This is a genomic window from Micromonospora sp. NPDC004336, from assembly GCF_053602615.1.
In genome coordinates this window covers 15655-28046 of record NZ_JBSGDY010000076.1, presented here as the reverse complement: position 1 = coordinate 28046, position 12392 = coordinate 15655, and the positions used below count along the sequence as shown (strand labels likewise).

Below are 12392 nucleotides of genomic sequence, written 5' to 3'. Positions count from 1 at the left end.
ACCCACCCCACCCACACACACGTGATGGGCGGCGGTGTGACTGGAGAACAGCCGGGGCCCCTCCCCCGCCCGGCGGGGGGGGGCCGGCGCCCCGCCGCGCGACCCGCCCGCCCGGGCGTCAGCGGTCCCGGTCGACCTCGATCCGGGCCTCGTCGGCCAGGCGGTAGCCGACGCCGTGGACGGTGGTCACCAGCGGCGTGCCGACGCCGAACTTGGCGCGCAGCCGCCGCACGTGCACGTCGACGGTGCGGGCCACCGCGTGCTCGTAGCCCCAGACGCTGGCGAGCAGTTGCCGGCGGGTGAAGACCTGACGGGGGCGCTCGGCCAGGAAGAGCAGCAGGTCGTACTCGATGCGGGTCAGCGCCACCGCCCGCGAGCCGTGCCGGACGACCCGTGGCCCGGCGAGGATCCGGACCGCGTCGGGATGCCCGGCGTCCGGGCGCGCCCCGGCCGGCGCCGGCGGGGCGTCGCCGCCGGTGGGCCGCACCAGGCCCTCGCCGGACTCGGCGAGCTCGCCGATGAGCTCCAGCAGCCGGGCCAGGCGGGGGCTCAGCGGGCCGGGGGCGACGTCGAGGGTGATGGTGACGGTGGGCGCCGGGCGCGGGCGGGCGGGCCGGGCGCGGCCGGCCGGCTGGGATCGGGGGGTGAGGGCGACGACGGACATGGAGCCTCCTGGCGACGGCGGTGCCGCCACGCCCGGGTGGGACGCGACGGTCAGGACGGCGCCCGGCCGGCGGTCACCGGGGGCGCGGGGGTGGACGGACGCGGCGGCGGGGTGGGGCCGAGAACGGGCAGCCCGGCGAGGCGCCAGGCGACGAATCCGCCGACCACGTCGGTGGCGCGGTGCAGCCCGAGGTCCCGCAGGGCGGCGGCGGCCAGCGACGAGGTGTAGCCCTCCTGGCAGATGACCAGCACCTGCAGGTCGTAGCCGACCGCCTGCGGCAGCCGCGCCGGGCAGCGCGGGTCGAAGCGCCACTCCAGCACGTTGCGTTCGACCGTCAGGGCGCCCGGGACGGTGCCGTGGGCGGCCCGCTGGGCGGCGGGGCGGATGTCGACCAGCAGCGCACCGCGCCGGCAGGCCACGTGCGCCCGCTCGGGATCCAGCCGGTCGAGCCGCGCCCGGGCGGCGGCCAGGATCTCGTCGATGCCCCGGGAGCCCGGCGGCGCGGGGGCCGGACAGGCGTGCGGGTCGGTCTGCGGCATGGTCGTTCCCTTCGGGTGGTGCGGACGGTCGGCGGGGCGGGGCGCGGCGCTCACCAGGCGACACCCGCCTCGGCCACCTCGGCGGCGCGGAGGCGGCCGTCGGCGAGCCGGTAGCGGGTCATCCGGCGCAGGGCGGGACGGTAGACGTGGACGCTCACGGCCGGCTCGTCGCCCCGGTTGGCGACCTGGTGCACGTGCCGCGGCCCGAAGCGACGGTGGGAGCCGGCGGCCAGGCGGTGCGGGCGCAGCCGGCCGCCGCTGACGGTCTCCTCGGTGAGGACGCCGGCCAGGACGAGGAACGCGCCGCCCGAGCCACCGTGGTCGTGCAGGTCGGTGCCCTGACCGGGCAGCCAGCTCAGCGCCCACACCTCGTGGTCGGGGGTGTGCGCGAGCCGCGCGTACCACCGGGAGGCCGGGTCGAAGCGCAGGGGCACCGGCCAGCGGGCCGGTTCGGCGGCCCAGGCCCGGGCGACGGCGAGCAGGTCGGGCTGGTGTCGGTCGGGCATGGCGGTCCTCTGTGGTGCGGCGACGTCTCGGAGCCCCAGCATAGCCTGTAAATCCTATGGGTTTAGTAGGCAATTCCGCATGCCGGGACGCCCGCGCCCGCGCGCCGAGCGGGTCAGCGGCGCACGGGTGGCCCCACCCGGTAGCCGGGGACCGACGGCCAGCGCACGGTCAGCACCACCGACTCGCGCTCGGCGTACCAGGAGTGGTCGACGCCGCGCCCCCACACCACGTAGTCGCCGGGCTCGCGCAGCACCACCGTCCGGTCCGGCAACTCGACCCGGAAGCACCCGCTGACCAGCACCAGCAGGGCGGTCCGCCGCTCGCCGGTCGCCCACCGGGCGCGCGCCTCCCCGGCCGGGTGCACCCCCCACTTGACCTCGACGTCGGCGCTGTGCCGGGCGTCGCCGGGCGGCATGAAGTGGCCGAGCAGCCAGCCCGCGTTCGTCGCCCCGTCGACACCCGCGTTGCCCACGTACACCGCGTCGTCCATCGTTCCTCCCCCAGCGCGCCGGCCGAGCAACCTACCAGGCGGACGCCCGACTAGCCTGGACCGGTGAGCGAGGAACTCGACGCCGAGACCCTGGCGTTCGCGCACCGGATGTTCGACCTGGCGCGCGACGGCGCGACCGACGAGCTGGCCGCGAACGTCGACGCGGGGCTGCCGGTCAACCTGACCAACGACAAGGGCGACACGCTGCTGATCCTGGCGGCCTACCACGCCCACCCGGAGACCGTCGCCGCCCTGCTGGCCCGGGGCGCCGACCACCGCCGCGCCAACGACCGGGGGCAGACGGCGCTGGCCGCCGCGACCTTCCGCAGCAGCGGCGACGCGGTCCGGGCGCTGCTCGCCGCCGGAGCCGACCCGCACCACGGCAGCCCGTCGGCGGTGGAGACGGCCCGCTTCTTCGACCTGCCCGAGATGCTGGCGCTGCTGACCGGGCCGCCGGCCGGCTGACGGCGTCGTCCCGCGCGGTCGCCCCCCGACCGGTATACAGAGGCGGTGGAAGATCCGCTGCCCGAGCAGATGCGCACCGCCGGCACGGCGCTGCTGGCCGCGCTGGACGAGCCCGCCCGCGCCCGCGCCGCCCTCCGGTTCGACGACGAGCAGGCCCGCCGCTGGCTGGAGTACCGCCCCCGACCCCGGCCCGGGGTCTGCCTGGCCGACCTCGACCGCGCCGGGCGCAAGGCCGCGCACCGCCTGCTGGCCACCGCGCTGAGCCCGCCGGCGTACGCGCAGGCGATGGCGATCGTCGCGCTGGAGGAGGTGCTGGACCGGGCGGAGGGATGGCGGCGGGGCCGGCACAGCGGCGACTACTGGGTGGCCGTCTTCGGCGACCCGGCCCGCGACGACACCTGGGCGTGGCGGCTGGAGGGGCACCACCTCTCGGTCAGCATGACCGTGGCGGCCGACCAGGTCTCCCCCGCGCCGATCTTCCTCGGCGCCAACCCGGCGACCGTCCGGCACGCCGGCCGCCCGGTGTCGCGCCCGCTCGGCGTCGAGGAGGACCTGGCGCGCGCCCTGCTGGACGCCATGGGCCCCGCCGGCCGGGCCGCGGCGATCGTCTCCGACGAAGCGCCCGGAGACATCATCAGCGCCACCCGGCCCCGCGTCGACGCCCCGCTGGAGCCGCTGGGGGTGCCCGGCGACCGGCTCGGGCCCACGGGACGGGCGCTGCTGGACCAGCTCGTGGCGCTCTATCTCGACCGGCTCCCGGCGGAGCTGGCGATCCGGGAGGCGCGGCGGCTGGCCTCGGGGCAGCTCCACTTCGCCTGGGCCGGTCCGACCGGCCCCGGGCAGCGCCACTACTACCGGGTGCAGGGCGACGACCTGCTGATCGAGTACGACAACACCGCCGACGACGGCAACCACGCCCACACCGTGCTGCGCCGCCCCGCCAGCGACTTCGGCGCGGACGTCCTGGCCGCCCACCACGCCGAATCCCACCCCACCCCCTGACCGGCCGGCCGGCGCGCCCATCCGACGCGACACCGAGCCCGCCCCGCCGTCCTCGAAGTTCCCCACCCGGTTGACACCTTAGATCCTCTGTGGTTCCTTAGTGCCTCTAGATTGTCTAGAGGCACTAAGCGTGCGTGCGGACCACTCAGGAGAGGACGTCGACAGTGAAAGCGATCATCGTGGGCGGCGGCATCGGCGGGCTGACCGCTGCCGTCGCCTTCCACCAGCGGGGCTGGCAGGTGGAGGTCCTCGAACGCGCCCCCGAGTTCACCGAGGTCGGCGCGGGAATCTCCATCCAGCCCAACGGCCTGCACGCACTGGACGCACTCGGCCTGGGCGACATCCTGCGCGAGCGCGGGCTCGCCGACCCGGTCGCGGGCGTCCGCCGGGCGAACGGGACCTGGCTGATCCGCAACGACACCGAGGAGTTGAAGCGCAGATTCGGGCAGTGGGCGACGGTGCACCGCGCCGACCTGGTCGACCTGCTGCGCGGGGCGCTGCCCGCGCAGGCCCTGCGCCCCGGCGTCGACGTGCGCCACGTACGCCCGGACGGCACCGTCGTCCACGACGGCGGCACGTCGACGGCGGACCTGGTGGTGGGCGCGGACGGCGTGCACAGCGTCACCCGCCGGTCCGTCTGGCCACGCCTACCCGGGCCCCGCTACGTCGGATACACCACCTGGCGGCTCCTCGCCCCGCCCCGACCCGTCGAGGGCAGCGTGGAGACCTGGGGCAGGGGCGAACGGTTCGGGCACGTGCCCATGCCCGACGGCCGCGTCTACTGCTACCTGATGGCCAACGCCCCGGCCGGCACCCGCACCGGCCTGGCGGAGCTGCGCGAACGCTTCGCCCGCTGGCACGACCCCATCCCCGCGTTGCTGCGCTCCGCGCGCCCCGACGAGGTGCTCCAGCACGACACCTACGAGCTGCCCGAGCTGGACACCTACGTGTGCGGACGGGTGGCGATCCTCGGTGACGCCGCACACGCCATGACGCCCAACCTCGGCCAGGGCGCCTGCCAGGCGCTCGAGGACGCGGTCACCCTCGCCGCCGCCGTCGACACGCACGGCGTGCCCGCCGGGCTGGCCGCGTACGACCGCGCCCGCCGGCCGCGCACCCAGCTGGTCGTACGCCTGTCCCGCCAGGTCGGCGCCCCCGCGCACTGGAGATCCGCCCCGCTGACCGTCCTGCGCGACGCGGCCCTACCGCTCCTGCCCACCGCGCTCCTCGGGCGCTCGCTGACCGCCACGTACACCTGGACCCCCTGACCCCGCCCGCAGCGGCTCCGCCCGGGACCGGGCGGAGCCGTGCGTTGGCCGGGTCAGGGACGGAAACGGGCGAGGTCGACGGTGGAGCCGGAGACACCGCCGAGCGCGTCGAAGGTGGTCGCCTCGGCGCGGCGGCCGGCGTCGAACCGGCGCACCAGCCGGGCGCCCAGCCGGACCCCGGCCGCACCGACACCGAGGGCCACGATCTCGGTGAGCAGGAGCACGACGTTGGCGCCGCGCTGCGGCGCGTCCGCGCGGACGAGGCAGGCCACCAGGAAGAGCGCGGCCATCGCCACGTTCAGGAGGTTGAAGGTGACCGCCGTGCGGCGGGTCCGGTCGCCCGGCACGTCCCACAGGTCGATCATGCCGGCCACGGCGGCCAGCGCGGCGGCGAACAGGGCCGCCACCGAGGTCCAGTAGCCGACCTCGCCGAGGAAGGCCGGGCCCCCCAGCACGTCGGTCAGATCGAACACGGTCGCGCTCACGAAGAGCCCGAACGGGAACGTCACCAGCATCGGTTGGATCGGGTGCCCGTGCACCCGCAGCCGGCTCTGCATCGTTCCTCCCCCAGGTCGGCTCACCCCACGAATCCAGAGTGCTACCCGGGCGCTCGCGAGGCGAAACGACACGCGCCCCGCGGGCCCCGCAAGTCACGGCTGTCCCGAGGCCGGCGCGGGCGCGCGGGGCCACGGGCGGCGGGGGCACGGGGCGGGGGTGGAGGATCCGGCCGCCGGGGCGACCCGCGCCGGCCCGGCGGCCGCCGATCGCGGGGCCGGCCGGCCGCGGACTCAGCTGTCCCGGGGGCGCGAGACGGTGCTGACCAGCCGGTCGGCCACCTCCCGCAGCGGGATGTCGAGCGACGACGCCGCGCTGCGCAGCACCTCGAGCGCCTCCTCGGCCGGGCAGCCACGCTGCGTCATGATCACCCCGATCGCCTGCCCGACGACGCCGTCGCCCAGCACCGAGGAGTCGAGCTCGCCGGCCCGGGCCGCCTGCCGGGCCCGGTCGCGGACCGCCGCGAGGAGCAGCCCGGCGTGCTCGGCGAGCAGCATCGCGGTGAGCTGGTGCCCGGGGGTGAGCAGGTCGCCCGCCCCGGCGTAGAGGTTGATCGCCCCGATCACCTGCTCGTCGACGTCGACCGGCGCCGAGATCACCCCGTGCACGCCCAACTCCCGGGCGCGCGGCGTCCAGGCCGGCCAGCGCGGTTCGCGCCCCAGATGGTCGGAGAGGATCATCTCCCGCCGCCGGATCGCGTCCATCGCCGGCGAGTCGGGGCCGTGCCGCAGGTCGTCGAGACCGGCCAGCCGCGCGTCGGAGGCGGCCACGCCGGCCGGCTCGCCGGCCCGCAGCGCCGTGAAGCCGCACCAGCTCACGCCGTCCACCGCGTCGCGGGCGATGCGCACCAGCGCCGCCAGCGCCTCGTCGAAGTCGTCGACGGCGATCAGCCCGGCCGTCAACTCCCGCAGGAGGGCGGCCGTCTCCAGGACGCCGAGCCGCTCCACCGTCGGGTCCCGCATCTCCAGGTTCACCGGCGCACAGCCCCCACCGCACCCGCGCGCGCTCCCGCACGCCCGACCGGCGTCGTCACCCGTTCCATCCTCTGATCTCTCCCGACTCTTCGGACCCGCCCTACTACCCTCGCAAACCCGGGTCGAAACGGCGCAAAAAGGGGCCCCTTCCGGCGCCGGCGGCGCGGAAGGGGCCCCGACGCGTCAGCGGGAGCCCGCGCTGAGCCGTCGACCCACGGAGGCGATCAACCGGTCCAGCTCGGAGCCGAACGGGTTGTCGTGCACCAGGTAGGTCCAGGTGGCGCTCGGCCGGACCAGCTTCGCCTCGTCCGGCTCCCAGTCCTCGCCGAACTCGGTCTCCTCGAAGGTCGCGATGGTCCGCTTCTCGATCTCCGGGATCAGGTCGTTGAACGCCGGCACCGCGGCCCGGTGGAACTCGTCGAGCGGGTCGAGCCGGCCGAGCGCGCGCAGGTGCACGCCCTCGCGCACCTCGGACAGCTCGGCGAGGTGGTCGGCCCAGAGCCGGTCGAGGTGGTAGAGCGCGATCGACCGGGCGACCCGCGCGAGCAGGTCCTCGTCCATCTCCCCAGCCTTCTCCGGCACCTTGTCCAGCAGCATCAGCGCCGCCACGTCGGTGGTCAGCAGCCGCTCGCGGCGCTCGGCGAGGGCCTTGCGCTGCTGCTCGATGACCACGCTGTAGCGCCAGGTGTTGCGGTGGATCTCGTGGTTGACGCCCTCGGCGACCCGCTGGGCGTGCTCGACGGCGTAGTCCACCTGCTCGTCGGTGACCAGCCCGTCGGCGTTCATCCGGGGCGAGGGCGGGACGGCGTCGCCGGCGTGCCGCACCACGAGGTCGTCCTCCAGGCTGACGAAGAAGACCGAGCCGCCCGGGTCGCCCTGCCGACCCGCGCGGCCGCGCAGCTGGTCGTCGACGCGCCGGCTGTCGTGCCGGCCGCTGCCGATGACGTAGAGCCCGCCCAGCTCGGCGACCCGCTCCCGGTCGGCCTGGTCGCTGCCGCCGAGCCGGATGTCGACGCCCCGGCCGGCCATCTGCGTGGAGACGGTCACCGCGCCGTGGGCGCCGGCCTCGGCGATGATCGCCGCCTCCTCGTCGTCGTTCTTGGCGTTGAGCACCACGCAGGGCACCCCGGCGGCGTTCAGGCCAGCGGCCAGCCCCTCGGACTCCTTCACGTCCAGCGTGCCGACCAGCACCGGCCGCCCGGCGGAGTGGCAGCGCGTGATCTCGTCGATCAGCGCCTCCTCCTTCTCCGCCCGGGTCGCGTAGATCCGGTCCGGCTCGTCCTCGCGGACGCACGGCGTGTTCGGCGGGATCACCGCCACCTCGAGGCCGAAGAACTCCCGGAGCTGGTCGCCGACCAGCACCGCGGTCGCCGTCATGCCGCACACCGTCGGATAGAGCGCGATGTACGCCTGCACGGCGATGGTGCCGAGCACCTCGCCCTCGGCCGTGGCGTCCAGGCCCTCCTTGGCCTCCACCGCCGCCTGGAGCCCGTCGGGCCAGCGGCGACGCTGCGCCACCCGGCCGCGCATCTCGTCGATCAGCTCGACGGTGCCGTCCCGCACGATGTAGTCGACGTCGCGGTGCAGCAGGGCGTGGGCGTGCAGCGCCACGTTCACCGCCGAGAGCTGCGCGACGTGCTCCTCGTCGTACAGGTCGATGCCGAGCCTGGCCTCGACGGCCGCGAGGCCGGCGGCGGTGAAGGCCACGCTGCGGCCGTCCTCCGCCACCGTGTAGTGCTTGCCCTTGCGCAGCCCGCGCACCAGGGCGGCGGCCGCGTGCACCGGATCCTGCTCGCTGGAGACCGCGCCGGCGAGGACCATCGGCACCCGGGCCTCGTCGATGAGGATCGAGTCGGCCTCGTCCACGATCGCCGTGCGCAGCGGCGGCTGGACCCGGTCGGCGATGTCGGTCACGAGCTGGTCGCGCAGGTAGTCGAAGCCGGCCTCGCTGACCGAGACGTAGGTGACGTCGCAGGCGTACGCGTCGCGCCGCTCCTGCGGGGTGGAGGCCTCGTTGACCCAGCCGACGGTCAGGCCGAGCAGGGTGTAGACGGGCTCCATCCACTGGGCGTCGCGGCGGGCCAGGTAGTCGTTGACGGTGAGCACGTGCACCGGCCCGTTGCCCAGCCGGACGTGCCCGTACGCGGCGATGGTGGCGGTGAGCGTCTTGCCCTCACCGGTGGCCATCTCGGCGACCTTGCCGGAGAGCAGGGCCATGGCGCCGAGCAGCTGCACGTCGTACGGCCGCTGGTCGAGGCCGCGCCGGGCGGCCTCCCGGCCGATCGCGCAGATCTCCTCGTAGCCCGTGGCCTTGCCGGCGGCCTCGGTCAGCTCGGCGTCGTCGAGCGCCGACAGCTTCTCCTCGCGCGCCTCGACGGCGGGCAGCAGCTTCTCCAGCGGCCCCAGGTCGACCGTCGTCCCCGGGCGCTGGAGGAACCGGCGGAACCTGCTCTTCAAGCGTTGCGACACACCCATGAGCGGCAACGGTACGCGACCGGGCCGCGTGACGGCGGCCCGCCCGGCGCGCCGCCACGCGGCGCGTCCCGGACGGGCCGCCGGGCACGGTCAGAAGGCCAGCACCACCTGCAGCTCCTGCCGGCGCCGCTCGGCCAGGTCGGTCAGCAGCGTCGGCGCCTCCTCGAACGGCACCACCGCCGACACCAGATGCTTGCGGACCGCGTCGCCGTACGCCCGCAGCAGGTCGATCGTCTCGGCGGAGAGGCGCTCGCGGTCCCAGGTGGGGGCGAGCCCGCGCGGCACCCGGCCGATCTGGGCGCAGCGCAGCGACAGCCCGTTGTGGTGGAACTCCTCGCCGAACCGGACGGCGTCCGCGCCGGCCTGGTAGAAGGCCAGGTCGACGACGGTGCCCTGGGGGCGCAGCAGGCGCAGCGCGAGTTGCAGCGCCCAGGCCTGCCCCCGGCACTGGAACACCACGTCGGCGCCCCGGTCGCCGGGGCCGTGCGCCCAGCGGGTCTTGAGCACCACCGCCGGATCGTCGGCCTCCGGGTCGAGGGTCTCCAGGCCGAGCGCCTCGGCGACGGCGCGGCGCTGCGGGGTCGGGTCGAGCACCACCACCGAGGCGGCCCCGTGTCGCTTGGCCAGCAGCGCGGTGAGCAGGGCGACGACTCCGCTGCCGACCACCGCCACCCGGCGGCCCCGGACGCCGTCGCCGAGGGACCGCACGTCGGTGCCGCACAGGTCGGCGGCGGCGTGCAGCAGCCCGTTGGCGCAGATCGGCCCCATGTGCGCGACGTAGACGCCGAGCAGCGGGTCGAGGTCGTCGGGCAGCGGCACGAACCGCTCGGCGACCGGGTCGGCGACCCAGCCGGTGCGGTGGCCGTAGGTCATGGCGCCGACGGCGCCCACGGGGACCGCCGGCGTGCGGCTCTCCACCACCCGGCCGACCTGCATGTAGCCGAGCCGTTCGACCGGGTACGGGGTGCTCGCCCCGCCCGGCTGGAACAGGCCGAGGTCGGCGTTCCAGGTGACGTGCAGGTAGGGGTTGGTGCCCTTGACGTAGCTCAGCTCGGTGCCCGCCGAGACGCCGCTGAACAGCGTCTCCACTCGGAAGGTGCCGTCGGTCAGCTCGGCGGCGTCCCGCTCGACCAGCTCCACCCGGCCCGGCCCGGCGACCACCACGACCTTGTCACGCATCGACGGTCACCCCCGTGGCGAGCGGCGCGGCGGCCGGGACGTCCAGGCGTACGGTCCGGCCGGTGCGGGCGGAGTCGGCGACGGCGACGGCGAGCCGCTGCGTGCCGAGCGCCTCGGCGTACGGGACGCGCACGTCGTCGCCGATCCCGCGGACCGCGTCGACGAAGGCCCGGTCGACGGCCACCCGGGCGGCGTCGGGGTCGGCGTCGTAGCGGCGCTCGCCGTCGGCGTCGCAAACCACCAGGCCGTCCTCGGTCAGCGACAGGGCCAGCCCGTCGGCGAGGATCTCCAGCCCGGCGCGGTGCTTCCAGCCGAGCACGCAGGCGGCGGTCAGCGTGCCGACCGCGCCGCCGGCGAACCGCAGCGCCGCGGTGGTCACGGAGTCGATGTCGGCGCCGTCGACGGGCGGCGGGGTGCCGTTGCCGTACGCGGTGACCTCCGTCGCCTCGCCGACCAGCGCGCGGACCAGGTCCAGCACGTGGGCCGCCTGCTCGACCACCGGGCCGCCGGAACGGTCCCGCCTGGACCACCAGGCGACCGGCGGCACCTTGTCCCACCAGGCGCCGCTGACCATCCGCACCGGACGGTCGGCGAGCAGCTCCCGCGCCCGCTGCACCACCGGCAGGTACCGCCAGTGGTGCCCGACGCCGGTGAGCAGCCCCCGCCGGGCGACGAGGTCGGCGAGGCGTTCGGCGGTGGCCAGGTCGACCGCGACCGGCTTCTCCACGAACATCGGCACCCCGGCCGCGACGACCGCCTCCTCGGCGGGGCCGTGCGCGAACGGCGGCACGCAGACGTACACCGCGTCCGGCCCCGCGGCCAGCAGTTCCTCGACGTCGCCGAACGTGCGGGCGCCGTGCGCGCCGGCCAGCTCCGCGGCCGCCTCGGGCACCACGTCGGTCACCCCGAGCAGCTCCACGTCGGCGAAGCCGCCCAACACCCGGGCGTGGCGCTGCGCCACCCCGCCGGCCCCTACCAGTCCAACCCGGCACGTGCGCATGTAAAGCCCTTCCGCCACGGTTTCACGTTTCGTCGACTGCACTCCCCCCGCGCGGTCGCAACGAAACGTTCACCGGTGGGGAACCCGGCCGCGTCATCCTCGTGATCAAGCTGTTAGGCATGGTGCGGTTAGCGCGAGCGCGGCAGTGGGAAAACCAGGGAAGGTTTTTCCGCCACGATCAGGGGGTGCCTGTGCGGAACTCGGAAGCGACGGTTTCACCGGTAGTGGAGGCGTGGGCCACCTACCGGACCACGTCCGCAGCCGACTGGCCGGCGCGGCGGCTCGTGCGCGCCAAGGGAGACAGCCGGGTCAGCGTGGTGCTGCCGGCCCACAACGAGGAGGCGACGGTCGGCGCGATCGTGTCGACGATCCGGGAGCACCTGATGGACCGGGTCGCCCTCGTGGACGAGCTGATCGTGGTGGACTCCCGGTCCACCGACCGCACCGCGCAGGTGGCCCGGGCCGCCGGCGCGGAGGTGGTCAGCCAGGACGCGATGACCCGGGGCCTGCCCCGGCTGACCGGCAAGGGCGACGCGCTCTGGGCCGGGCTGGCCGCGGCCGAGGGCGACGTGGTCGCGTTCGTCGACGCCGACCTGCGGGAGTTCCGGCCGCACTTCGTCACCGGGCTGCTCGGCCCGCTGCTGACCGATCCGTCGGTCGACTTCGTCAAGGGCTTCTACCACCGCCCGCTGGTGGGAACGACAAGCGTGGAGGCGGACGGCGGCGGCCGGGTGACGGAGCTGATGGCCCGGCCGATGCTGAACCTGTTCTGGCCGGAGCTGGCCGGCTTCGTGCAGCCGCTCGCCGGTGAGTACGCCGGCCGCCGGGAGGTGCTGGAGCGGGTGCCGTTCGTCTCCGGCTACGGCGTGGAGACGGCGATGCTGATCGACCTGCTCGACCTGGTCGGGCTGGACGCGCTGGCCCAGGTGGACCTGGGCGAGCGCAAGCACCGCCATCAGGACACCGCCGCGCTGGGCCGGATGTCGGCCCAGATCATGCTCACCGCGTGGTCGCGGTTGCAGCGGCGCGGCTGGGCGGCGCCGGGCGCGATGCCCGCCGCCCTGCTGACCCAGTTCCGGCGCGGCGGCTCCGACGCGCTGCCCAACCTGGAACGGGAGATCGTCGTCAGCGACGTCTCCGTCGAGGAGCGGCCGCCCCTGGCCGAGCTGCGGCACCGGATCCCCCGCCGCCGGGTGGCCGCGGCGTGAGCGTCCGGCCGCATCCCCACGCAGTCGACAGGTCGCGGACGGCCCAGGGCCCCGCCGAGGGAAGGA

Annotated in this window: 13 protein-coding genes; 4 read left to right on the top strand and 9 right to left on the bottom strand. The window is 75.6% G+C overall.

Translation table 11 applies throughout. The annotated features are described in order from the left end of the window. Positions 1-118: 118 nt before the first annotated feature. The 4 genes from ACWENR_RS17410 to ACWENR_RS17395 form a co-directional block, all read right to left on the bottom strand. A complete protein-coding gene (locus tag ACWENR_RS17410) occupies positions 119-664 on the bottom strand; it encodes a winged helix-turn-helix domain-containing protein (protein WP_452278011.1) in 546 nt (181 codons plus the stop codon). Positions 665-714: 50 nt separating this feature from the next. Further along, complete coding sequence (locus ACWENR_RS17405; protein WP_452278010.1) at positions 715-1203, bottom strand: rhodanese-like domain-containing protein; 489 nt, start codon at positions 1201-1203, stop codon at positions 715-717. Positions 1204-1253: 50 nt separating this feature from the next. Then, the gene (locus ACWENR_RS17400; RefSeq protein ID WP_452278009.1) at positions 1254-1709 is read right to left on the bottom strand and encodes a cysteine dioxygenase; all 456 of its coding nucleotides are present in this window, start codon (positions 1707-1709) and stop codon (positions 1254-1256) included. A 113-nt stretch (positions 1710-1822) separates the two neighbouring features. Next, on the bottom strand, positions 1823-2200 hold the full coding sequence (locus ACWENR_RS17395; protein ID WP_452278008.1) for a signal peptidase I: 378 nt from the start codon (positions 2198-2200) through the stop codon (positions 1823-1825). A 63-nt stretch (positions 2201-2263) separates the two neighbouring features. Between ACWENR_RS17395 and ACWENR_RS17390 the strand changes: the two genes are divergently transcribed. From ACWENR_RS17390 to ACWENR_RS17380, 3 genes are all read left to right on the top strand, one after another. Further along, positions 2264-2665, top strand: a complete 402-nt coding sequence (locus tag ACWENR_RS17390; RefSeq protein WP_452278007.1) for an ankyrin repeat domain-containing protein — start codon at positions 2264-2266, stop codon at positions 2663-2665. A gap of 45 nt (positions 2666-2710) precedes the next feature. After that, on the top strand, positions 2711-3667 hold the full coding sequence (locus ACWENR_RS17385; RefSeq protein WP_452278006.1) for a DUF3500 domain-containing protein: 957 nt from the start codon (positions 2711-2713) through the stop codon (positions 3665-3667). 164 nt (positions 3668-3831) lie between these two features. Continuing rightward, entirely contained in the window at positions 3832-4935 is a 1104-nt protein-coding gene (locus ACWENR_RS17380; protein ID WP_452278005.1) for an FAD-dependent monooxygenase, read from the top strand. Positions 4936-4988: 53 nt separating this feature from the next. Here ACWENR_RS17380 and ACWENR_RS17375 read toward each other — a convergent pair whose 3' ends face one another. The 5 genes from ACWENR_RS17375 to ACWENR_RS17355 form a co-directional block, all read right to left on the bottom strand. Then, positions 4989-5492: a DUF2231 domain-containing protein gene (locus ACWENR_RS17375; RefSeq protein ID WP_452278004.1), complete on the bottom strand. Its 504-nt coding sequence runs from the start codon at positions 5490-5492 to the stop codon at positions 4989-4991. A gap of 231 nt (positions 5493-5723) precedes the next feature. Beyond that, complete coding sequence (locus tag ACWENR_RS17370) at positions 5724-6464, bottom strand: GAF and ANTAR domain-containing protein (RefSeq protein ID WP_452278003.1); 741 nt, start codon at positions 6462-6464, stop codon at positions 5724-5726. 183 nt (positions 6465-6647) lie between these two features. Beyond that, positions 6648-8939, bottom strand: coding sequence for an accessory Sec system translocase SecA2 (gene secA2, locus ACWENR_RS17365; RefSeq protein ID WP_452278002.1), 2292 nt, complete (start codon positions 8937-8939; stop codon positions 6648-6650). Between the two features lie 90 nt (positions 8940-9029). After that, positions 9030-10118, bottom strand: coding sequence for a zinc-dependent alcohol dehydrogenase (locus ACWENR_RS17360; RefSeq protein WP_452278001.1), 1089 nt, complete (start codon positions 10116-10118; stop codon positions 9030-9032). Then, positions 10111-11118, bottom strand: coding sequence for a Gfo/Idh/MocA family protein (locus ACWENR_RS17355; protein ID WP_452278015.1), 1008 nt, complete (start codon positions 11116-11118; stop codon positions 10111-10113). The genes ACWENR_RS17360 and ACWENR_RS17355 overlap by 8 nt, the downstream gene beginning before the upstream one ends. A 224-nt stretch (positions 11119-11342) precedes the next feature. Between ACWENR_RS17355 and ACWENR_RS17350 the strand changes: the two genes are divergently transcribed. After that, on the top strand, positions 11343-12326 hold the full coding sequence (locus ACWENR_RS17350; protein WP_452278000.1) for a glucosyl-3-phosphoglycerate synthase: 984 nt from the start codon (positions 11343-11345) through the stop codon (positions 12324-12326). Positions 12327-12392: the final 66 nt, after the last annotated feature.